Origin of the sequence: Aminipila luticellarii, from assembly GCF_004103735.1 — a bacterium.
Classification (GTDB): Bacteria; Bacillota; Clostridia; order Peptostreptococcales; family Anaerovoracaceae; genus Aminipila; species Aminipila luticellarii.
Genome location: NZ_CP035281.1, coordinates 552759 through 575446 on the forward strand (window position 1 = coordinate 552759; position 22688 = coordinate 575446).

Here is a 22688-nt window from a genome sequence, read left to right on the forward strand (position 1 = left end):
CGTGTAAAGTAATGCAAGAAGAAGCACAGGAATTGCATAAATAAGCGAGAGTGGATGGAACGATAGTATTTGTCGAAAGTAATCGTTCAATGTAGATTTACGATTAGTAGGCAAAATCAATGGATGTATGGAAACCAATATAAACTGTAAGATGAAAATACAATATAACGAATTGTGAGGAATATGAATGGAAAAAGGACAAAAATGTCAATTACAAATTGACGATATGAGCAATGAAGGGCAGGGAATTGGACGAGCAGAGGGGATGGCTGTATTTGTCAAGGGAGCGATGCCCGGTGATACGGTTATCGCTGAAATTACCAAGGTAAAAAAGAATTATGCTTTTGCTGTGACAACGGAAATTATAGAACCGTCGCCTTATAGAATTGAAATGGAGTGCCCATATGCAGGAGACTGCGGCGGATGTACGTATGCGGGAATGAACTACGAGGGTCAACTGGCAGTGAAAGAAAGACAGGTGCGAGAAAAGCTTATAAGGTTGGGCGGACTGGAGCATCCGAAACTGAATCCTATAGTGGGTATGGACAAGCCTTACGCCTATAGAAATAAAGCTCAGATGCCCATCAGTACAGGCGGAATTATTACCCGAAAGGGCGGGATCATTGAAAATCTGGGGAAATGTACCATTGGCTTCTATAAAGCTAAGAGTCATGATGTGGTGAACTGTACTCAATGTCTGCTGCAGGCTCCGCCGGTGACAGCTGTTGCAGAAGTTTTGAGGCAATTTATGAAAAGTGATAATATAACAGCCTATGATCCAAAATGGGAAAAAGGGCTGATGAGGCATTTGGTGGTTAAAACTGCTATGGGAACAGGCGAAGTGATGGCTATTCTTGTCATCAATGGCAAAGGCATTCCTAATAGCTCTAAACTGATTGAAATGATGGATGAAGCGGTCGGCAACCTTCCGGTTCAAGAAAATGGTATCGAATATAGTTTGGAAAGTGTTGTCATCAATATTAACAAGGGAAAAACATCAGAAATTATGGGAAAGGAATGTCTGACTATTGCAGGAAAACCAACTATTTTAGAGCGTGTGGGAGATATGGAGTTTGAAATATCGCCGCTGGCCTTTTATCAGGTAAATCCGGTTCAAATGGAAGTGCTTTACAATAAGGTGCTGGAATATGCACAGCTTAAAGGACATGAGAGAATATTGGATTTGTATTGCGGAGTGGGCACCATAGGATTGTTTTGTGCGGAAGCGATGCGGAAAGCCGGGAAGGATGCAGATACAGGCAATACGGGACAGGTTTTGGGGATTGAATCCGTTAAAGGGGCTGTTCTCGATGCAAACCGCAATGCGGTAATCAACGGACTGGTCAATGCACAATTTCTTTGCGGAAGGGCAGAAGAAGAGCTGCCGAAGGTGCTGGCAGGATACGTGGATAAAGAAGGATTTGAAATCCCGCCGTTCCAGCCGGATCTTATCATATTGGATCCGCCGAGGGCCGGATGCGCACCGGAACTGTTAGAAGCAACGGCAGCCGCAGCGCCGGATAAGGTGATATACGTGTCCTGCGACCCGGCGACACTGGCAAGAGATGTGAAAATACTGGGGAAATTGGGGTATAAGTTCGTGGAAGGAACACCGGTGGACATGTTTCCGTGGACGAGGTGCGTTGAGACGTGCGTACTTTTATCCCACAAAAACCCACAAACATCTCCACCATCTTTATAAACCGGAAAATTGAATAAAATGGACTTCAAAGGCAATTCAGCCTCGTCACATGGGAAAATCTCTATTTCTTTGATTAGCGAAGAAATTAGGGATTTTTTCTCTTCATCGATGATTTTGTCATACACTTTATCAAAGTTTGCCAGTAGGGTGTAGATGTTTTCTAATACCCTGACTTTTTTCCTCTGGAAACGGAACGTGATTTAGAAAAAACTTTTTAAATATTTTTCTATGGTATGTAAACCTCTTTTTATACCAATGCGGACAGCTTTTTCACTTACACCTTCTGATTTAGCAATAGCTGTCTTACTCATGCCCATAAAATAATGAGCATAGATCCGCTTTGCCTGCTTTTCCGGCAGAGAAGCAATGGCAGCGTGGAGCTGCTGACTTGTGAGCTTACGTTCGTAAATCTCATCGGGTGAAAGAGAAACAAACAAGATGTCATGCTCAATTCCATCGCCACGATCAAGAGAGTAGTGAGCTTTATAGCGGTATTTCTTTCTCTCATATGTTGCCTCAACTCTTTCAGATTAATTGTTTTCATGGTTTTACCATCCTTTCGATTTTTTTGGTTTGCTGAAATCGAAAGGACAGCGGTGGAGGGCGGCAGTGGGGCTCTATAAACGCAAAAAAGCCCGGCTGTATAGCACAATCGGGCAAAAGGGAATCATTGGAACTTATAGGGTGATGTGTGTGTTCATGTTGGTAGCCGGAATATCCCGTTGGTGGGTATAGGATTTTTTTAACAAATAGGGGTTAGGGGGTCTGCTGTAAATAAAAGTAGACATGGCGGTATCCTCCTTATACCGCCATGTCCTCAAAAAAGGGTAACTTTAATACACCCTCCGCTATCCAATTTTTTCAAAAAGAAAACGGCGGATTTGATTGTTATTTCAAAACCGCCAATTGGAAAGAGTTCTGCTGTTAAACACCTTTTCCAAAAAGCGGTTTTCATATTTCTAAGTTACCGCTTGTCTTGCATTCGTATTAGAAAAAAACTCATTCCCGTAATTACAATAAAAACAATTCCTGATATAAAAAACCAAGATGAAACTCCATGTACTTCCGCAAATGGGCCAGCAATTATAAGACCTAAAGGCATTGTTACTGACATTAAACTGTTCATTATAGAAAATGCCCGCCCTTGCTTCTCTTTTGGTATTGTTTCTTGCATATAAGCAATATAAGGAATATTATAAAAGTTACCGCTTGCGCCCATAAGTGTGCATAATAATGCGAACCCCCAAAAGGCAAATTCAGTTTGAGGAAGAATACCGCATAAGAAGATAGTGATACTTAATCCCAATAGCCCCAAATGCACGGTTTTCAACTTATTTCTAATCGTTCCATATAGGCTAATCAAAAGAGAACATAACATCATCCCTCCGGCATAACCGAATTGAACAATGCTTGCGTGCCAAACTGTAACATGAAAGTAGCTGCTTGACATCAGTGGGAAAAACGAAGAAATGGGCATATAGAAAATCATACATATTGCGGCTGCAACAGTTACAATACAGAGTTTTTTATCTTGTAAAAAAACCGAAATGCCATCTTTCAATTCTGAAATAAAGTTATAGCTGTCTTTTAATTGTGGCTTTAGTTCGGGTATTTTAGTTATAGCAACAGTAGTTGCTGCTATTATCGCTCCTGCCATATCAGAAATTAAAATGATTGGCATAGGTAAAATAGCATACATAGCCGCTCCCACAACTGGCCCTAACATTAACGAACCAGATTGCATAAATTGGTTCCAGCTATTTGCACGAACAAGCTCATTGTGAGGAACAAGCATTGGTGTGACAGATTGTATAGCAGGAGTTTGAAAGATATTCCCTATTGCCCGAACACCAAGAACTATGCAAACAGACCAATACGGCGGCTCACCGATAAAAAAGAATACTGAAAACATTAGAGCTATCATGCCTGTAAATAAGTCTGCGATAATGATTACTTGTTTTCTCTTTAAGCGATCAATCCAAACGCCGACAAACGGCCCCAGAAAAAATTGCGGTACGTAAGCAGATAAACCCGCTAATGCAAGCAACATTGGAGATTCCGTTTTACTTGCCATCCACCATATCAATGAAAACTGAACAGCAGAACTCCCAATCAGTGAGATTGTCTGCCCTAATGCAATAGTAAAAAACTTTTGTTTCCATGAAGCATTTTTCAAAATAGTTACCTCCTTATATCAAACCGACGTTTGGTATGTATTAGGGTAAAAAAATAGTCATTTCAAAATAAGGAACGACTATTTTTCGTTGCCTGTAATTGCATAAAGTTCTTCTAAGGCTTTTATGATTTCCGGCGTCATTATAGGAATATCAATTTGCTCAAAAGTATTTTTGATAAAGACCACAATATTCTTTATTTCTTCCGGCTTCCATGAATACATCCAAGGGTTTATCCAAACATTGAAACATAAAAGTATCATTTGGGATAATTCGCGCGGTTGCGACGTATGTATAGAACAATCCCTTAGCCCGTCTTCAATTATACCAACAAATAGATTAGATGCAGAGCCTAAAGTATCACGCATGTGCAGAGCTAATAACTGTGGATTTTTCATAAATGAGGGCATGATACTATCAATAGCTTCTTGTTTAGCCGAAGATATAGAAAACAAAAGGACTTTGTGTAGTTTTTCAATTCCGGTCAAGCTATTATCTGCTGCGATTGTTTGCATACTTCCAAGGCCTTGTTTTAACATGCGGTTATTTACAGCGCCCATTATATCTTCTTTGGATTTGAAATGATGATAAATTGCACCTTTGCTTAAATCTCCCAGTTCATTGATAATATCTTGAACTGTTGTATGTTCATACCCTTTTGTCATAAACAATTTCATTGCTGTATCAAGGATACGATTTACTGTTATTTCTGGATACTTATTACGAGCCATACTATATCACCTCACTAAACATACCGACCCTTAGTATGTATTATATAGTATAAGCCTATTTATGTAAAGGTAAGCCCCTGTTTACAAAGCACTTCAAATAAATTCTAAAATGAAGCAAATCACCCTAAATGCATAGGAATATCATTTTTATCAATATAAAAAGCCTTAATTATAATGTGGATTGTCAACACTTTTTTAGACAACTTTTTTAAGGTTAGTAAGCCGATATTCTCTTGGGGTCATATAACCCAGTGACGAGTGGATTCTGTGGTTGTTAAACTAGCTTACATAATCCGATAAGAGGAACAGCTTACAATAATAGTGTAAAAGGCCTAATATAAATCGCCTCTCAAACTTGCGAAAGTGGTCATTCTCCGGGCACATTTGCTTAGAATAATTAAGGCGCTATGTTGGTAATACAGGGGCATTATCGTAGATAATTATTTTGGTAATACTGGGTAAAAAGTTGTTCGTTATTTAGCAGGGTAGGCAACTTTTTTGTTTTTCGGGGTATACATCCCAATTACAAGCTTAGTGTTCAAGGAAAATCGTAAAACGAAGGACCTCTTGCTTATTGATGCCGCTAATGAATTTGAAAAAGAAAAGAATCAAGATAACCTTACGGATAAAAATATTAATAAGATTATAGAAACTTATCAAGAATCTGGTAAATTGCGAAGAACTTTTAAAATACACATATTTTCAAGAGACGTAAAAAAGCATATAAGGAAGATATGGAGGTAACTATGAAGAAAGTTTTAGAAGAAAACTTAATTTATGAAATTCTTTCCGTTGTAGAGGAAATTCCCAAGGGCAGTGTCGCCACATACGGGCAAATTGCAAGGTTAGTAGGCAGAGATAAAAATGCAAGACTTGTTGGAAAAGTTCTCAGCCGAGCAGAATATTATGGAGAATATCCTTGTCATAGAGTAGTTAATCATGCAGGCAGACTGGTGCCAGGATGGATTGAACAAGGTAACTTGCTTCGTAATGAGGGCATCCCTTTAAAAGATGAAACCCATGTTGATTTAAAGAAATGTCAATGGCAGATTCTGCTTTGAAGGGCCAATTCTTCTATGTTGTATGGCCGGGTTCTTGGGGGTGTGATTTGTTTATAATTGATGATCTTGCACCAGTTGCTTATACCATTCGTGAAGCCATTGCCGACCGCAATGTTTTGGGGGATCAACTATTAACGGGATTCGATGCTCCTGAACTGAACACTCTTTATGTGGACAGAACATCCATTTCCCGTCATTTGAAAAATATTTTTGAAACTGGGGAACTTGATGAAAAGGTGGTATGTGCAGAAATTGCACATACCACTCAACACGGTGCAATGGAAGGAAAAACTCAGATAAAATCGGTAAAGTATTACAATCTGGATGCAATTATCTTCATTGGTTGGAAATCATTTCTTCACGTGATACAATGAAGCAAAAGAAATCTATTATGATTTTTGATTCATTATCGCATAATGTCAAAAGTTCAAAAGCAAGGAGATGAAATATGTCTAAAATGCCAATGATGTTTGTAGGCCATGGTTCGCCTATGAATGCAATAGAAGATAACCGTTATACCAGAGGTTGGAGAAAAATGGTGGAGAAAATACCTAAACCTGAGGCAATCATATCGATTTCAGCTCATTGGTATACAAAAGGTACGAAAATTATGAATGAGGAAAATCCAAAAACTATTTATGATATGTATGGATTTCCAAAAGAATTGTATGAGATCCGATATAATGCTCCGGGCAATCCGCCCCTTGCCGGAAATGCAAAAAGCTTAATAAGCAGACGAAGTGTGTTCGATAATTCTTGGGGCATTGACCACGGAACCTGGTCTGTTCTGGTTCATATGTATCCTGAAAGGGATATTCCTGTTTTTCAGATCAGCATAGATGCTTCTGCTCCCCCGGAGGTTCATTACCAGATGGGTATGGAATTAAAGTCCTTAAGGCAACAGGGTGTTCTTTTGCTGGGCACCGGAAATATTGTTCACAATCTACAACTGGTTGATTGGGAAATGAAAGACAAGGGGTTTAATTGGGCCTATCAGTTTGATGATTTTATTAAAGAAAATATTGAAAATGGGAATCACGATGAAGTTATTCATTATCAAGGAATGGGAGAAACAGCAAGATTAGCAGTTCCTACGCCGGATCATTTTAACCCCATCTTATATATACTTGGTGCCGTTGATAAAGAAGATAATATATTAGTATATAACAACAGTTGCATGATGGGGTCTCTGTCTATGACAAGCTATTTATTTACATAGACAGCAACGAGACATATTTTGATAACCATGCCAGGACCGAGCTAAGATGTTGAGGTTCTGCCCGCAAATGAAGTAAAGGCTGTGAGAGTCTATGAATGATTCTCACGGCCTTTGCACGTTACAATCCATTAAGGGTATGGAATAGCTTACTTTTTTGCAATTTATATGGTGGTCTACGGAGCGTGGATTATTTTTTGGAGTACATTAGTTTATACTAGAGTCAAGGTGAACACAATGAATACAGGACGTTATAGTTTACCGATATAGAGAAAACGGCATCCGAATAAATGATTACTGATTCGAACACAAGGAGGACATGGAAATGAATGAAAAAGTTGTTATTATATCAAATGGTTATGATCGTATAGATGGCAGAAATGCTTATCAATCGGACATCAAACGTTTAACGTTAGGTGCTCCTATGCTGGAAGAAAATAAAAAAATGCAGATTGCAGTACAAATTTGGAAAATGAATAAAGAGGATGAATTGATTGTGGCTCAGGAACTGCCTGTTCATCAAGTATTTGACATGATGATATTTTTGTCCAGGACATTGCTTTACTTTAAAGAGGCTTATAGACTTCCGCTTTTATATGACCCGGAAAAGCCCACCGTGGAACGTATTGGAGTACAAGGCGATGTATTGCCCGTAGAGGTTTGTACTGACAATCAAAACATCAATGAAGACATCAAAGCATTTGCACAGAGTCTGAATGATTTAGGGGAATTAATTGGAGAACGACAACGAGTACTGGGTCGCATTTTAGAGGAATTGGAGTGTTATTAATATGAAACAAACATATCGGCTATCCCCTGCCAGACAGATGACCGAAGAGGAAGAATCCCTTGTTTGGCAAAAACCGTCTTCACATATTGAAAGTGAAGCAGAAAGACGTATATATCAAGAAGTAGTAAGAAATTGGAATCGCGGTGAAATGAAAATCAGTACAATTCTACTGGAGGGTGATGCCGGTTCGGGAAAAACCCAACTTGCGAAAGCACTCTCTGCTGATTTCAACCTACCTTATACTAAAGTAACTTGTTTTGCAGATATGGACAAATCCGATGTGCTGGGCTCCATCCTTCCGGTGCTGTCTGAAAAAGATGATAAATCAGGTACTGTCGAATATCAATATTATCCGTCAGAAATTGTCCGTGCATATGAAAATGGATGGCTTTTAGAGATTCAGGAGCCCACAGTGATTCGGGATGCGGCTGTTTTAATGGCGTTAAATTCTGCCTTAGAACCAGATGGCAGCCTAAACTTACCTACTCGTATTGTACACCGGCATCCTGATTTTATTGCTGTTATTACAACAAACCGTGGATACAATGGATGCAGGCCTTTAAATGAAGCCTTGCGCGATCGAGTACAGCATGCTGAAAAACTAGACTTACCCCCTAAAGCAGTTATGATGGAGCGAGCCGAAGCTAAGACCGGCTATCATTCTGAAAAGGTTCTTTCTCTTTTAGCCGAAGCTATTATTTTGCTGGATAAAACGGCTCAGGCTAATGCCATTAAAGGTGTGGCCGGGATGCGATCCTATATCTTTTGGGTTGATGCCGTTGCAAGCGGTGCTTCCGTGCAAAACACTTTATATTACAAGGTGCTTTACAAAATTACCACGGATCCACAGGAACTTGCCCTTTTAGAACAGGCATTGATAAGTCATGGCTTGACAGCTAAACTTGAGGAATTAGATAGGGCATGCCATTCTCATCCAGATGGAGAAAATCCAGAAGTAATGGAACTTCATATTGCCGAAAATGGGGAATACTCTGCGGAATTGGATCAAACTGATAAAAATGCAATCCGACTGAGAAAATCAACAGACAGTGAAGGACATTCGGATACGAACAGTGATAAAAGTACTGATGTCACAAGCAATGATAATGGAGATAACGGTACGCCATTTTACCATGAGCTTAATCAATCTATTACAACGGAGTTACAAAAAAAGGAATTCCGTAAACAATTAAACAGGGAAGCACGTCAAAGCAATCAGGGCACCTGTCATGAAGCAATCCGACTTATTGTCCATCGCCCGGAAGCCACCTCCCAAAGCAGGGAGGAATATCACAACATGGCTGCTGACTTACTTCCAGTCATTCGGGAATTAATTCGCAAAACAAATCCACTTTTAGAGCATGAGGTTTCTTCTGAATTCGCTAAATCTCGGCTTTATGGTACAAAGTTCTGTGCAGATCAAGCTGCTGCTCTGGATTTCCGCGTATTTGCCCGCAAGCGTCCGCCCGAGGAAGAACCCTCTCTCGCAGTGGCTCTCCGGATTGACGAATCCGCATCAATGTCTGCTTTCGGACGCTTAGAAGCAGCAAAACAGGCTGCAGTCGCTTTATATGAATTCTGTACGGGATGCGGTATTCCGATAATGATTTATGGTGATACAGCAGACCGCTCTAAGCTGGAACAAATGTCTATTTATGCATATGTGGACTTTGAAAGTAGGGATGCGGATGAAAAATATACTCTTATGAATATTCAGGCTCGCAGCAACAACCGAGATGGTATGGCTTTACGTATTATTTCTGATAGGCTACTTCATGCACCTCAAAAAACCAAATTAATAATCAGCATCAGTGACGGGCAGCCTAAGGCTATGCCTGATTATTCCGGTGAAAAAGCAGCTCATGATATGAAAGATACTTTACAGGAATTTAGGCGTAAGGGTATTCAATTTCTTGCTGCTGCTATTGGGCAGGATAAAGAGGCTATCCGTGAGCTTTACGGAGCTGAAAATACATTGGATATAACTGATTTGAAGCAGCTCCCGGCAAGGTTGGTACAAATAATTGCAAGGCTTCTATAAGGATGCTATACTAAGTAGAAATGAATCTGCCTATGGCCGATTAAGGCCAACTTTGAATCAAAAAGAGTGAGAAAACAAGGAGTTAGATCTATGGAAATAAGAATTATTAAAGAAAATAATGTTGAAATAGCTATCGTAAATAGTAATGAGCTTTTGATAACAGATGTACAATCTGCAATAGATTTTATGGGTACAACAGAGTATGAAACCGGATGCAGCTGTTTTATCGTAAACAAATCAGCAATCTGTGAGGACTTTTTTAATTTGAGTACAAAAATAGCTGGTGAGATATTACAAAAGTTTATAACCTATCATAAAAAAATAGCTATTATAGGAGACTTTTCAATTTATACGAGTAAGAGCTTAAAGGATTTTATTTACGAATGTAATAATGGAAAAGATATATTCTTTTTACCTGATGAACAGCAGGCAGTTGAAAAATTAAGTAGATTTTAATTTAGAAAGGCTTATAAGGCATGCCATACACCTTAAAAATGAAAAAAGCGGCAAGCGTTGGCTTAATCCTGATGTTACCTTGAAAGACATAATAAACGCGAATAGTCGTTGCGACGCTTAGCCCTGTGGACGGATATTGCCTAAAATTCAATACCGAACCAAAACCAGAGTTCTTGCATATGATAAAGAAGTTTTACAAAAAAGTGGTGTTATAGGAGGATTTTCATATGCCATATTTACAAAACTCAATGGAACTCAATTTATTTTTTTTGCGTATACTCAAGGAGCACGCGCTGTTCATGCAGCTTTCTTTTATGCCGAGGGACAAGGAATGGGCCAACATGGCTGTGGATCTTCGCGAGCGACTGACACAATTACTTAAGCAAGCCGTGATACTCTCTAAAGGATATATTTCGCAAGAAGTCATGACCTCGGGAGAACTATTCACACAATATACGGAAGAGGCCGAGCGGCAGATGGAAGGCTTCACTGGAGTACCGATAGATATTCAGATTACCATGGATGAGTATGATATGGGCGGTGCAATGATTCCTCCATCTTCTATGAAACCATACATGGATGCACTCAACCAGAATGCTTTAGCCTTATCACAACAGTTGCTGCAATTTATGAAAAGAGTACTGGGGGATGTTGATGCATGCCGTGCTATTACAACCCTCTATCCAACTCAGATCGACCACCTTGCCCGTGAAGTGCGGCATTATATATTCATGCTGAAAATGCTGTTGTCCGGGGATATGGAGATAACCCCTCAGGAATTTGCCGGAGAACAAGCCTTCTGGAATGAAATTATGAGAGAACATGCCCAATTCATCGATGGCCTGCTTGATCCATCTGAAACTGGACTTAAGGAGCAGGCATCGGTATTTGCTGAACAATTTGCAAATCTTGTTCAGCAGGCTGAAAACGCAGAAGAGAACCCGGAGATTTTACCACAGGTCACGGCCGACAGTAAGGACGCTACATACGGTATTGAAAATTTTAAGTCGCAAGGTGCACAAGGTATACTTTCATGTAAAATCCAATCCATTATTAACCCTCTGCTTTCAGATCATGTGTTGCGTGAAGCAAACTATTATCTGCGCATTTTAGGGGAAAATGCACAAGCATGACATCAATGGTTTCAGACTGAATATTTTAATAAAAAGCACAAAAACCGCACTACCTGTAATCGTAGATGCGGTTTTTGCTTTGCCGGATTTTGAAAGGAAAGCTTTTAAAAAGTTCCTTCCGCATACCCCTATCCATCCATTATTATCCATATAAGTAGGATTTTATATTTTGATTAATACAGGCTTTCCAGAGAACGAAATTGTATGGATAGTCCCAGTCAATTTGGGTCTGAGGGTTTTCAAAAATCTGGTTGAGCCGATTGCTGTTAAAGAGAATAGAGCCATTTTGGTCAAAGGCTACGCCATCTACCCACACCATCCGATCTTCAGCAATAAGTTTGTGGAATTGACCGGTATCAGCATGATAGAAGCCAATACCCTTTCCTTCCAGCATGGTGTAAAAAACATTTTCTTTATTATCAGCACACATGCCATCTGTTGTGGTGCCTTTGCTGCCAAGGTATTGGACAGCGTTGCTAATTACTTCTAAAGGTATATTGTAATCCCGAAGCAGTGCTGTGTCGACGGCGTACAAATTTCGGGCTGTCAGCGGGCAGTAATAAAGAGTGGATCGATCTGCTGACAAGGCGATGCCATCCGCACCCAATTTCATAGGGCGATCACTGTATACTGGTCTATAGTCAATTTCAAATATGAATCCGGGGAAATCTTGTGTGCTGTAATGCTGATCCAGTACCCGCCGGAAGGCTTTGGTTTTCATGTCATAAATGATAATTCCGCCCACGACCGGATGATTGGGCCACCCACTTCCGGAATCGGTAATATAGGCAAAGCCATTTTTATTGTCTACAACAATATCATTTAAAAAAGATGTGCGGTAGGGGGCAATTTCATTTGGGATTGTTATGTAGTCAATCATTTGATTGGAATTCAAATCCCATATAATTAATTTCTGAGAACCGGGTTCAGAAGGGGCGTAGGCAATTTTTCCCTGATCTAAAATCCACATCCGGTTATGCTCATCGATTTCATATCCCATGACAGATTGTAGGACCTGAATATTTCCGGCTTGGTTCCATTCCCAACTGGGAAATGCATGAAGAATCGGCTTTTCATTCTCAATCGTAATGTAATTCATGGTTGCGGGTATTCCCTCAGCCCAACGGGGAACGGCGGCATAGATGATACCATTTTGATCGACTTTTATTCCTGTAGGTATAGCGTGTTTCCAGTATTGATTCATCTCAAATTCAGACTTCATATTTGCATCTGGAAAATTCCAGTCCAAGCGGTTCCAGGATAATAATATATGATATTTCATGCAGTAGTATCCTCCTATAGACTTAGTGCGGGATTAAGCTCAAGTAAAAAATACGCACTAGGCTTTATTATTCTGTTCCAATTATAATATGGAAAGACTCTTTTAATGTTACCGCCCTTCTATATTTGCAGGGTTTTGATTTGTAATATTCTCGAAAAAATTTGAAGATATAAACAAAATGCTTTATAATTAGTTGTTAAGGCATTATAAATCAGAGTTGTTAAGTAGGAACAGGCAAAATAGTTGCTATATTATTGCGCAATAGCTTCTATTAGAATATTTTATTACGTAGGAAATATCGCAAGCGATATTGACGGAGTATCATAAAGAGCTACCACTAAATGCGAGCGAATGCGAGCTAAAAGCGCCTCGCAGAGGATTTTTTTATTACGTAGGAAATATCGCAAGCGATATTGACGGGGTATCATAAAAAGCTACCACTAAAATGCGAGCGAATGCGAGCTAAAAGCGCCTCGCAGAGGATTTTTTTATAAAAATGAGGAAATAATATGACTTTACAAGAATTAGAAATCGGGAAATCAGCTTCTATTTTATCAGTAGGGGGAGAAGGTGCCTTACGGCAGCATTTCCTTGATATGGGACTGATTCCCGGAGCAGAAGTTACCATGGTAAAGCTGGCGCCTATGGGCGATCCTATGCAGTTAAAAATTCATGGATATGAATTGACTATTAGAATAGCAGATGCTAAAAAGATACAAATCAAACCGATTGATACCCCCGCTGAAGAAAAAGAAATCAATCGGAATAAAAAACAGATTCCTCATCCGGGTCTGGGAGAAGGAGGGAAATACCATGTAAAGGCAAATGAGCATCCTTTAAAAGATGGAGAACAGCTGACCTTTGCACTTGCGGGAAATCAAAATTCAGGAAAAACGACTTTTTTTAACCGGCTGACCGGTGCGAACCAGCACGTTGGAAATTTTCCCGGAGTGACGGTAGATAGAAAAGATGGAGTGATAAAAGGGCATGAAAATACTCTGGTAACCGATCTACCGGGTATTTATTCCATGTCTCCTTACAGCAGCGAGGAAATTGTGACCAGAGAGTTTATATTACACGAAAAGCCCAAAGGCATTATAAACATAGTGGATGCATCCAATATTGAAAGAAATTTATATTTAACGTTGCAGCTGATGGAACTGGAGGTTCCTATGGTCATAGCGCTGAATATGATGGATGAGGTTCGTGAAAATGGTGGTTCCATATTGATCAATGAAATGGAGCAGCTGCTTGGCGTTCCGGTGGTGCCCATTTCAGCAGCGAAGAATGAAGGAATTGATGAAACCATAGAACATGCGCTTCATGTGGCAAAATATCAGGAAAAGCCGGGAAGAATGGATTTTTGCAGTACGGACGGAGAGGGAAGTGCCGTACACAGATGCATTCACAGCATTATGCATCTTATTGAAGATCACGCAAAAAAGGCAGGAATTCCCGAGCGGTTTGCAGCTACCAAATTAGCGGAAAGGGACAAGCTGGTTCTGGAGAAATTGAATCTGGATGACAATGAAAAAGACATACTGGAGCATATTATCCTTCAGATGGAAAAAGAGCGCGGGCTGGATTGTGCCGCAGCCATTGCAGACATGAGATTTAGCTTTATTCAGAAACTGTGTTCGGCAACCGTGATAAAGCCAAAGGAAAGCAAGGAGCATGCAAGGAGCCGAAAAATCGATCAAATCCTGACTGGAAAATACACAGCTATTCCGGCTTTTATAGCGATTATGGGTCTGGTCTTTTGGCTGACGTTTAATGTTATTGGTGCTTTTTTTGTTAATTTGCTTGATATGGGCATCACCTGGCTTACCAATATAACTGATACAGCTTTAGGTGCATTGGATGTGAATCCCGCTCTTCATTCCTTGATTATTGACGGCGTTTTTAACGGTGTGGGAAGTGTACTGAGCTTTCTGCCTATTATTGTCACGCTGTTCTTTTTTCTGTCCATGTTGGAGGACAGCGGGTATATGGCACGAGTAGCTTTCGTTATGGACAAGCTCCTAAGAAAAATTGGCCTTTCAGGGCGGAGCATTGTCCCGATGCTAATTGGATTTGGCTGTACCGTACCCGGAGTCATGGCGAGCAGAACACTTTCCTCTGAGAGGGACAGAAAGATGACGATATTATTGACTCCTTTCATGAGCTGCTCGGCAAAGCTTCCTATTTATGTATTCTTTACGGCAGCATTTTTTCCCAAGCATGGGGCACTGGTTATGATTGCCCTGTATTTTACCGGGATTGCCATGGGAATTCTTGTGACTTTTTTATTGAAAGGAAGCGTTTTCAGAGGAGAAGCGGTGCCATTTGTCATGGAATTACCGAATTATCGTATGCCGGGAAGCAAAAATGTAGCACAGCTGTTATGGGAAAAAGCCAAGGATTTTATGCAGAGAGCTTTTACTATTATTTTTATAGCGACCATTGTTATCTGGGTCTTACAGACTTTTGATCTGCGGTTTGAAATTGTAACGAATTCTCAGGACAGTATACTTGCTTCCGCAGCAGGCATTATCGCTCCGATCTTTAAACCGTTAGGCTTCGGCGACTGGCGAATTTCCACGGCACTGATTACCGGCTTCATAGCGAAGGAAAGCGTTGTTTCTACTTTATCTGTGCTTATACCTTCCAAGACGATACTGTTCAGTTTGCTGACCCCATTAAACGCAGCAGGATTATTAGTGTTCTGCCTCCTGTATACGCCCTGTGTGGCCGCTGTCGCCTCCATCAAACGTGAACTGGGGGGCAAATGGACCATGGTTGTTGTGATAGGACAGTGCGTCATTGCATGGTTGGCAGCATTCATTGTACATATGGTCGGATTGTTAATCGGACTATGAGAATGGAGGTGGTACCGTGGATTTATTAGCAATTATTTTACTTCTGATGCTTGCTCTTTTGATATCTAATGTAATCGGACATTATGTTCCGTTTATCCCCATGGCATTGACTCAAATTATATTTGGGGTCATTATAGCACTTATTATAGGGGACTATACGTTCGAAATCGGAGCAGAATGGTTCTTGCTTTTGTTTGTAGCACCGCTTTTGTATAATGATGGACGGCATTTCTCAAGAGAAGAACTGTGGGGAATGAAGGCTCAAATATTTGGCAATGCTTTTGTTCTTGTTATACTGACTACCGTCATTTGCGGCTATGTCATTAATCAGCTTATACCCAGTGTTCCCATTGCTGCGGCTTTGGCGCTGGCGGCAATTCTGTCTCCCACAGATCCTGTGGCTGTCAATGGCATTGCTAAAAGAATAAATGTGCCTGAAAAAGTGATGGTTCTTGTAAGGGGAGAGTCGCTGATCAATGATGCGTCCGGCCTTATTGCATTTAAATATGCCATCGCAGCGGCTGTTACCGGATATTTCTCCCTAAAGGAAGCTGCTTTGGATTTTTCTTATACCTTTCTGATTGCAGTAATTTCCGGGGTTCTCTTCGGGCTGGTCATAACGTTCACTCGCTTTAACCTGCGTAAAAATGGAATAAATGATCCGGTGTTCCATTCGCTGCTTCAAATCCTGACTCCATTTGGCATCTATATCGTTACAGAGGATCTGTTGCATGCTTCTGGAATTATTGCTGTGGTGGCGGCCGGAATCATTTATTCCATTGTCAGGGAGCACACCGAGACGTATATGGCGGAAGAACAGCTGCTCACAGAAAACACATGGTCGATTATTTTATTTGTTTTAAATGGATTTGTTTTCTTATTATTGGGAATGAATATTCCATCGGCTATGTTTGAAACGATTTCCAATCCGGATATGGGCAACTGGCTGGTCTTTGGGTATGTAGCCGTTATCGGATTTGTCATTCTTGCTATTCGTTTCGTCTGGTCCCTGGTGAGCAAGGCATATAGTTATTATGTGGGGAAAAGAAAGGATGCGGAAAAGCCTGAAATAAAGACAGCTCTGATTACGACCTTAGCCGGTGTACGCGGTGCGGTGACGATGGCCGGCGTTCTGACGGTGCCGGCTGTTTTAGAAAATGGAGAAATATTTCCGGCACGTTCGCTGATTATTTTTATTGCAGCGGGAGTGATTCTGCTGCTGCTGATTCTTGCTACGGTGCTTCTACCTTTGCTCTGCAAGGAAAACCCGGAAAGCAATGCACAAGAGGGTACAGACCTGACCTGGGCTAAAAACAAGCTTTTGCTGTCGGCAATTAAAAAGATTAAAGAGGAAACAACTGTAGAAAATGAGTCTGCGGCGTTACAACTGATAGATGAATATACCGTCAGCTTTCAGAAGAATCTTTACGGACATAAATCAGATGAAGAGCACGCGGAACGCTATAACCGCAAGATCAATGAGATCCGTTTGCTGGCTCTAAATATGCAGAGAAAATATATCAGCGAGCTTTTGGAAAAGGATGAGATAGACAGTACTGTTTTTGCCTTTCTGACCAAGTTCCTTGATTATAGAGAAGAAAATGTAGACTATAATTTCCGATCGGGCGCTGTGTTTTTCTTAAAACGTGTGATGCGGGGGTTCAGCCGTTTAAGCGGAAAACGATATAAGAAGTCAGGTGTGGAATTAGAACATCTGCATTTTATAAGAGATGTTCAGATCAAAGCCATGGAAGCTGCTGTGGAAGGCCTGGAAAAGTACGCTAAAACACAAGAGCAGCCCGAATATATTTATGCTGTGGTTTTTGATTATGAAAAAATGCTCCAGAGGGTGAAACGTACAAACGACCGGGATGATGACAGAATGGAAGAGCAAAAGGAAGAACTGCGGTTTAAGGTATTGGATGCTGAACGTTCTGAAATACGCAGGCTGTATGAAGCTGGTGAAATAAATGGCGAGCAGGAAAAAGAACTGAGAAGATTTACAAACTATATTGAGAGCATCATTTTGTATGAACATAATGAATAACAGGAGGACTGCAATGAAAAAACTGGACAGGGAATTCTATGACCGGGATTCCGTTTTAGTTGCTAAAGAGCTTTTGGGGAAGATACTTGTACACGAAACAAACGGTCAAAGAATTTCAGCCAAGATTGTGGAAACAGAAGCTTATATGGGCGTTGAAGATAAGGCTGCCCATTCCTATGGCGGTAAGAGGACGCCCAGGGTAGAAGTGATGTATGGAAGCTCCGGATTTTCTTATATATTTATGATTTATGGAATGCACTGTTGTTTCAATATAGTAACGAATGAAAAAGAAAAGCCTCAGGCCGTGTTAATAAGAGCCGCTGAGCCACTGGAAGGAGTGGAATGGATGGCGCAGAAGAGATTTAAAAAGCCATATGAGCAGTTAACAAAGCTTCAGCGGCGAGGTCTCACCAACGGACCGGGAAAACTATGCTGTGCATTGTCATTGGACCGGAGCTTTAACGGTATGGATTTATGCGGTGATGAAGTATATGTAGAGGACGGAAAAACCAGAAACTCAAATATAGTGACCACAAAACGTGTAAATATTGACTATGCTGAAGAAGCGAGAGATTATCCCTGGAGATTTTATATAAAAGACAATGAATATGTATCTGTCAAGTAAATACCCTTGATTCTTTCAATATTTCAATCCTGCATCGAGAACAGAAAGGGTATGTATAAATTCTATAACAAATAAAAACACTGAAAAAGCCGATTTATTGGAAATAAGTCGGCTTTTTCAGCATGCTGCACGAATTATTAATGCTATGAATGGAAGGGTCCTATTTTAAAGCTTATGATTGCATAGACTGGCCGCCATCCACGTGAAGAACTTGCCCCGTCACGTAGGAGGAGTCATCACAGGCAAGGTATACATAGGTCGGCGCAAGCTCTACAGGCTGCCCGGCTCTTTTCATTGGGTTATCTGAACCGAAGGTTTCAATGTACTCGGCAGAACGGCTGGCCGGCTGCAGAGGCGTCCAGATAGGCCCGGGAGCTACGGCATTGACTCGAATCCCTTTTGAGACCAGAGAACGCGCCATGGCTCGGGTAAAGCTGACAATGGCTCCTTTTGTACTGGAGTAGTCGATCAGATCATCATATCCGATATAAGCGGTAACGGAAGCGGTATTGATGATGGCACTGCCGCAGGTTAAATGAGGCAGTGCCAGCTTCGTCATCAGAAACATTCCGAAGAAGTTGATTCTAAAGGTGGTTTCCATCTGCTCCATGGAAATGTCCTCAATACTGTCTTGCGGGAACTGTACACCGGCATTGTTTACCAGCACATCCAGGCGCCCCAATTCTGAAACACAATCGGAGACCGTCTTTCTGCAAAAATCTTCATCTCGTATATCTCCCGCAAATAAAAGGCACTTTCTGCCGTGGGATTCAATGTATGATTTAGTTATTCGCGCATCTTCATGCTCATTATAATAAACAATACAGACATCTGCTCCTTCTTTTGCAAAAGCTACAGAAGCAGCTCTTCCGATACCGCTGTCTCCGCCGGTTATCAATGCTACCTTACCTTTTAATTTTCCGGTTCCAATGTAGGCCGGATCGTTAAAGACGGGCTTTGGCACCATCAGCGTTTCCAGACCGGGTTGTACCGGCTGATGCTGAGGCGGAAATTGAATGGGTACCTGATTACATTCTTCTTTATATCCTAAATAGGGATAAAATGGATTCATTTTTGATCACCTCTAAAATCATAATAATATAATATATATTTGACACGGAGGGATTAGAACATTATTTCTTGGAAGCCCTGCTCCGACGCGGTAAAGGCAGGTGATGTCCATGTGAATACTTACCATGCAGTTGGAAACAATACCTTCAGGAGGTGTTTCTACTATGATATCACGTAAATCAGTAATAACTTTCGGCATGGTTGCCATTCCCATTGCCATGCATACCACCACACAGGATCATGATATTCATTTCAACCAGCTGCACAAGGAGGATAACAGCCGCATTCGTTATAAGAAGACTTGTGCGCACTGCGGTAAGGAAATCACTGCGGGAGACATTGTAAAAGGTTTTGAGTATGACAAGGACAAGTATGTAGTGGTCACAGATGAAGAGATTGAAAAGGTTAAGACAGAAAAAGAGAAATCCATTCAGATTCTTCACTTTGCCCAGTTGAATCAGATTTCTCCGGTGTATTATGAAAAAACGTATCAAGCCGTACCGGAGACAGGAGGGGAAAAGGCTTTTGAACTTCTCCGTTCTGCATTGATGACCGAACAGAAAATTGCCATAGGAAAAACGGTCATGGGAACCAAGGATACCCTGATGGCCATTATACCTCGGGAGGATGGTATTCTCATTTCGACCATGTTTTATGCCGACGACATTAAGGAGCTTCAAAAACAGTACGTAAAGCCGGAGGTTTCTGATCAGGAATTGAATATGGCGAAGGTACTGATCGATTCCATGGATACCCCTTTTGACCCTTCAAAATATAAGGATGAATATCAGGAAAGGCTTCGCGCGCTCATTGAGACCAAAATATCCGGAAAAGAGATCGTTGCCGCAGAACCGGATCGTGCCGGCAAGGTTATTGATCTGATGGATGCCTTGAAAGCCAGTGTGGAGAAAGCTAAGAAAGACAAGGAAATGGCGTGATCTTATGGAGAAAAAGCTAAGCGAATATAACCAGAAAAGAGACTTCGGAAAAACCTTTGAACCAGAAGGAAAAATAGAAGATTCCGAAGAACAGCTGAAATTTGCGGTACAGCATCACAGAGCACGGCGGGATCACTATGATTTGAGACTAGAGTGGATGGGGGTTCTTTTGAGCTGGGCGGTGCCCAAGGGACCCACTTATAACACGAAGGAAAAGCGGCTCGCCGTTCGGGTGGAGGAACATCCGCTGGAATACAGGAATTTTGAGGGGACTATTCCCAAGGGGCAATACGGCGGCGGTACGGTCATGCTTTGGGACGAAGGATTTTGGGAGCCTTACGGAAATGTATCGGAAGGACTCCTCAAAGGTGAGATGAAGTTTGTGTTGAAGGGAAGACGCTTGAAAGGAAAGTGGGCCTTGATCCGCTGGAAAGCAAGATCCGATGAGAAATCGGAAAACTGGCTTCTACTGAAAGAAAAAGATGAGTACGCCAATACGGAGGATGCCATATCAGAATGGACTACCAGTATCAGAACCGGGCGCACCATGGAAGAAATCCAAAGAGGGGAAGATGAAAAAATAAAGAGAAATCCCTTTAGTAAGGCGGATGTGCAGCTTGCCAAATTAGTGCAAAAGGTACCCGGCGGGGAAGAGTGGCTCTATGAATTAAAATATGATGGGTATAGAATCCTTGCATTTGTGGAGGGCAACAGTGCAAGGCTGCTTACAAGAAACGGCAAGGATTATATAGGGCGGTTTCCTGATATCGCGGCATCCCTTATCGATCTTTCCGCGGGAAGAGCGGTGGTGCTGGACGGAGAAATGGTCATCACAGATTTATCAGGCAAGACAGATTTTCAAGCCTTACAGAACTATATGAAAAATCCCAGAACTAAAAATTTGACCTATATCGTTTTTGATATTCTCGCATTGGACGGTAAAGACCTGCGGAAAGAACCTTTAATCTACAGGAAACAAACCCTTGAAACTTTCATGAAGGACGCTCCTAAAAACCTCTACTACAGCCGTTATGTCAGAGGACATGGAAAAGAAAGCTTTGATGCGGCTTGCCAGACTCATATGGAAGGAGTTGTAGGGAAAAAAGCAGACGCCATTTATAGTGGGACGAGAAACGGGGATTGGATCAAGCTCAAATGCGATAAAAGGCAGGAATTCGTCATAGGAGGATATACAATTTCCGATAAAAGAGTAAACGGAATAAGTTCTCTGCTCCTCGGTGTGTATGAAGGAAAAGAATTGATATATGCGGGGCGTGCAGGCACAGGCATCGGTGAGGCAGACAGGAAGATGTTAGAGGAAAAATTTCAAGGATTACAGCGGACAGAAGCTCCCTTCAAGCTTGCACCGGAACCCAGAGCAAAGGAAAAGATCATATGGCTTGAACCGTTGTTGGCAGCAGAAATAAAATTTGCTGAATGGACCGAAGAAGACCTGTTAAGGCAGGCAAGCTTTAAGGGAATACGGACAGATAAGGATCCGAAGGAGATTAAAAGGGAAAAGGCGAGCGAAGAGATAATGCTTCAATCGCCTGCCGCAGAGGGGGAAATTTCAATGGAAACCAATCAAGACAGTATGATTATTGAGGGAATAAAGATCAGCAGTCCGGACAAGGTGCTGTTTAACGATCCCGTCATCACAAAAGCAGAGGTGATTCAGTATTATGCAAAGATTTCCGAGCGCATGATGCCGTATGTACATCGCAGAGTCCTCAGTATTGTACGCTGCCCCAAAGGAATATCTCAGGCGTGCTTTTTTAAAAAACATCCGGGAGCAGGAAGCAAAGGGGTCATCACCATACCTATTACGAACAGCGACGGAGAAACAGAGGACTATTTTTATATAGAGGATACGGCCGGATTAATATCGGAAGTACAGATGGGGACACTGGAGTTTCATACTTGGGGAAGCCGCATTGATGAGCTTGAAAAACCGGACATGATGGTGTTTGACCTGGATCCGGATGAAGGAATGGAACTGAGCCGGATACGTCAGGGCGTACGGGATATGAGGAATATTCTCAGTGAGCTTTCTTTAAATTCCTATCTTAAGACCAGCGGCGGGAAAGGGTATCATGTGGTTGTTCCTTTAAAGCCGGTGGCAGATTGGGATACATTTCATGATTTTGCAAAGGGAGTTGCTCAGGTTATGGAGCAAAAGTGGCCGGACCGTTACACCAGCAACGTCAGAAAAGCGAAGCGCTCCGGCAAGATTTTTATCGACTGGATCCGCAATGGCAGAGGTGCTACAAGCGTTGCACCTTATTCCATAAGAGCCAGAAAAGGAGCCGGCGTGTCCATGCCTATTGCATGGGACGAACTGGATACGGTGGCTCCGGATGGCATCCATATGCCGGAAGCTCTTTCAAGGATGAGCAGCCTGGATCCATGGGAAGATTTTTTCCGCAACGATCAAAGACTTAAATAGCTGGCTGAAAAGTAATAATGTTTTTAATATCAATACAATTGACATTATTCTGATAAAAATGTAAAATGATGACGACAGAAGGTAAATGCCAGTCAAGTAATACGAATTCCTGTATAA

Annotated in this window: 19 protein-coding genes and 1 pseudogene; 14 read left to right on the forward strand and 6 right to left on the reverse strand. The window is 41.4% G+C overall.

The window, feature by feature from the left end; translation table 11 throughout:
• The first annotated feature begins 187 nt into the window (after positions 1-187).
• Positions 188-1702 carry a 23S rRNA (uracil(1939)-C(5))-methyltransferase RlmD gene (gene rlmD, locus EQM06_RS02570; RefSeq protein WP_128744857.1) on the forward strand — a complete coding sequence of 505 codons (1515 nt, stop codon included), beginning with the start codon at positions 188-190 and terminating at the stop codon, positions 1700-1702.
• A gap of 200 nt (positions 1703-1902) precedes the next feature.
• On the opposite strand, the gene EQM06_RS02580 is transcribed toward rlmD, so the two are convergent.
• From EQM06_RS02580 to EQM06_RS13460, 4 genes and pseudogenes are all read right to left on the reverse strand, one after another.
• Positions 1903-2139 carry a sigma factor-like helix-turn-helix DNA-binding protein gene (locus tag EQM06_RS02580; protein ID WP_330548355.1) on the reverse strand — a complete coding sequence of 79 codons (237 nt, stop codon included), beginning with the start codon at positions 2137-2139 and terminating at the stop codon, positions 1903-1905.
• A 527-nt stretch (positions 2140-2666) separates the two neighbouring features.
• Positions 2667-3878, reverse strand: a complete 1212-nt coding sequence (locus tag EQM06_RS02585) for an MFS transporter (RefSeq protein ID WP_230975001.1) — start codon at positions 3876-3878, stop codon at positions 2667-2669.
• Positions 3879-3956: 78 nt separating this feature from the next.
• Positions 3957-4607 (reverse strand): TetR/AcrR family transcriptional regulator, encoded by a 651-nt coding sequence (locus EQM06_RS02590; RefSeq protein ID WP_128744859.1) that lies wholly within the window; start codon positions 4605-4607, stop codon positions 3957-3959.
• A gap of 195 nt (positions 4608-4802) precedes the next feature.
• A pseudogene (locus EQM06_RS13460) lies at positions 4803-4880 on the reverse strand (hypothetical protein); the annotation flags it as partial.
• Between the two features lie 225 nt (positions 4881-5105).
• Between EQM06_RS13460 and EQM06_RS13465 the strand changes: the two are divergent.
• From EQM06_RS13465 to EQM06_RS02630, 8 genes are all read left to right on the forward strand, one after another.
• Positions 5106-5351, forward strand: a complete 246-nt coding sequence (locus tag EQM06_RS13465) for an N-6 DNA methylase (RefSeq protein ID WP_128744860.1) — start codon at positions 5106-5108, stop codon at positions 5349-5351.
• Positions 5352-5353: 2 nt separating this feature from the next.
• The gene (locus EQM06_RS02600) at positions 5354-5668 is read left to right on the forward strand and encodes an MGMT family protein (protein ID WP_128744861.1); all 315 of its coding nucleotides are present in this window, start codon (positions 5354-5356) and stop codon (positions 5666-5668) included.
• Positions 5650-6042 (forward strand): type I restriction enzyme subunit R domain-containing protein, encoded by a 393-nt coding sequence (locus EQM06_RS13065; protein WP_230975002.1) that lies wholly within the window; start codon positions 5650-5652, stop codon positions 6040-6042. Before EQM06_RS02600 ends, EQM06_RS13065 begins: the two co-directional genes overlap by 19 nt.
• Positions 6043-6116: 74 nt before the next feature.
• A complete protein-coding gene (gene ygiD / locus EQM06_RS02610) occupies positions 6117-6887 on the forward strand; it encodes a 4,5-DOPA-extradiol-dioxygenase (protein ID WP_128744862.1) in 771 nt (256 codons plus the stop codon).
• A gap of 322 nt (positions 6888-7209) precedes the next feature.
• Positions 7210-7674, forward strand: coding sequence for a DUF6530 family protein (locus EQM06_RS02615; protein ID WP_205666581.1), 465 nt, complete (start codon positions 7210-7212; stop codon positions 7672-7674).
• 1 nt (position 7675) lies between these two features.
• The gene (locus EQM06_RS02620) at positions 7676-9715 is read left to right on the forward strand and encodes an AAA family ATPase (RefSeq protein WP_128744864.1); all 2040 of its coding nucleotides are present in this window, start codon (positions 7676-7678) and stop codon (positions 9713-9715) included.
• A gap of 90 nt (positions 9716-9805) precedes the next feature.
• Positions 9806-10171, forward strand: a complete 366-nt coding sequence (locus tag EQM06_RS02625) for a DUF4180 domain-containing protein (protein ID WP_128744865.1) — start codon at positions 9806-9808, stop codon at positions 10169-10171.
• 227 nt (positions 10172-10398) lie between these two features.
• Complete coding sequence (locus tag EQM06_RS02630) at positions 10399-11304, forward strand: DUF2935 domain-containing protein (RefSeq protein ID WP_128744866.1); 906 nt, start codon at positions 10399-10401, stop codon at positions 11302-11304.
• Between the two features lie 142 nt (positions 11305-11446).
• On the opposite strand, the gene EQM06_RS02635 is transcribed toward EQM06_RS02630, so the two are convergent.
• Positions 11447-12586, reverse strand: a complete 1140-nt coding sequence (locus tag EQM06_RS02635) for an L-dopachrome tautomerase-related protein (protein WP_128744867.1) — start codon at positions 12584-12586, stop codon at positions 11447-11449.
• 509 nt (positions 12587-13095) lie between these two features.
• On the opposite strand from EQM06_RS02635, the gene feoB reads away from it, so the two are divergent.
• Genes feoB through EQM06_RS02650 form a run of 3 tightly spaced genes read left to right on the forward strand, consistent with a single transcriptional unit; the run spans position 13096 to position 18116 of the window.
• Positions 13096-15444, forward strand: a complete 2349-nt coding sequence (gene feoB, locus EQM06_RS02640) for a ferrous iron transport protein B (RefSeq protein ID WP_128744868.1) — start codon at positions 13096-13098, stop codon at positions 15442-15444.
• A gap of 16 nt (positions 15445-15460) precedes the next feature.
• Positions 15461-17491, forward strand: coding sequence for a Na+/H+ antiporter (locus EQM06_RS02645; protein WP_128744869.1), 2031 nt, complete (start codon positions 15461-15463; stop codon positions 17489-17491).
• Between the two features lie 13 nt (positions 17492-17504).
• Entirely contained in the window at positions 17505-18116 is a 612-nt protein-coding gene (locus EQM06_RS02650) for a DNA-3-methyladenine glycosylase (RefSeq protein WP_128744870.1), read from the forward strand.
• A 172-nt stretch (positions 18117-18288) separates the two neighbouring features.
• On the opposite strand, the gene EQM06_RS02655 is transcribed toward EQM06_RS02650, so the two are convergent.
• Positions 18289-19188 (reverse strand): SDR family oxidoreductase, encoded by a 900-nt coding sequence (locus EQM06_RS02655; RefSeq protein WP_128744871.1) that lies wholly within the window; start codon positions 19186-19188, stop codon positions 18289-18291.
• A gap of 163 nt (positions 19189-19351) precedes the next feature.
• Here EQM06_RS02655 and ku point away from each other — a divergent pair, with 163 nt between their 5' ends.
• Both ku and ligD read left to right on the forward strand, forming a co-directional pair.
• Positions 19352-20125, forward strand: coding sequence for a non-homologous end joining protein Ku (gene ku, locus EQM06_RS02660; protein ID WP_128744872.1), 774 nt, complete (start codon positions 19352-19354; stop codon positions 20123-20125).
• A 4-nt stretch (positions 20126-20129) separates the two neighbouring features.
• Positions 20130-22571 (forward strand): DNA ligase D, encoded by a 2442-nt coding sequence (ligD, locus tag EQM06_RS02665; protein WP_128744873.1) that lies wholly within the window; start codon positions 20130-20132, stop codon positions 22569-22571.
• Positions 22572-22688: the final 117 nt, after the last annotated feature.

Excerpts from the sequence above, each read along its gene's own strand:
- rlmD (WP_128744857.1), top strand. The coding sequence starts at position 188 with ATGGAAAAAGGACAAAAATGTCAATTACAAATTGACGATATGAGCAAT.
- EQM06_RS02590 (WP_128744859.1), bottom strand. The coding sequence starts at position 4,607 with ATGGCTCGTAATAAGTATCCAGAAATAACAGTAAATCGTATCCTTGAT.
- EQM06_RS02600 (WP_128744861.1), top strand. The coding sequence starts at position 5,354 with ATGAAGAAAGTTTTAGAAGAAAACTTAATTTATGAAATTCTTTCCGTT.
- EQM06_RS13065 (WP_230975002.1), top strand. The coding sequence starts at position 5,650 with ATGGCAGATTCTGCTTTGAAGGGCCAATTCTTCTATGTTGTATGGCCG.
- ygiD (WP_128744862.1), top strand. The coding sequence starts at position 6,117 with ATGTCTAAAATGCCAATGATGTTTGTAGGCCATGGTTCGCCTATGAAT.
- EQM06_RS02615 (WP_205666581.1), top strand. The coding sequence starts at position 7,210 with ATGAATGAAAAAGTTGTTATTATATCAAATGGTTATGATCGTATAGAT.
- EQM06_RS02620 (WP_128744864.1), top strand. The coding sequence starts at position 7,676 with ATGAAACAAACATATCGGCTATCCCCTGCCAGACAGATGACCGAAGAG.
- EQM06_RS02625 (WP_128744865.1), top strand. The coding sequence starts at position 9,806 with ATGGAAATAAGAATTATTAAAGAAAATAATGTTGAAATAGCTATCGTA.
- EQM06_RS02630 (WP_128744866.1), top strand. The coding sequence starts at position 10,399 with ATGCCATATTTACAAAACTCAATGGAACTCAATTTATTTTTTTTGCGT.
- EQM06_RS02635 (WP_128744867.1), bottom strand. The coding sequence starts at position 12,586 with ATGAAATATCATATATTATTATCCTGGAACCGCTTGGACTGGAATTTT.
- feoB (WP_128744868.1), top strand. The coding sequence starts at position 13,096 with ATGACTTTACAAGAATTAGAAATCGGGAAATCAGCTTCTATTTTATCA.
- EQM06_RS02650 (WP_128744870.1), top strand. The coding sequence starts at position 17,505 with ATGAAAAAACTGGACAGGGAATTCTATGACCGGGATTCCGTTTTAGTT.
- EQM06_RS02655 (WP_128744871.1), bottom strand. The coding sequence starts at position 19,188 with ATGAATCCATTTTATCCCTATTTAGGATATAAAGAAGAATGTAATCAG.
- ku (WP_128744872.1), top strand. The coding sequence starts at position 19,352 with ATGATATCACGTAAATCAGTAATAACTTTCGGCATGGTTGCCATTCCC.
- ligD (WP_128744873.1), top strand. The coding sequence starts at position 20,130 with ATGGAGAAAAAGCTAAGCGAATATAACCAGAAAAGAGACTTCGGAAAA.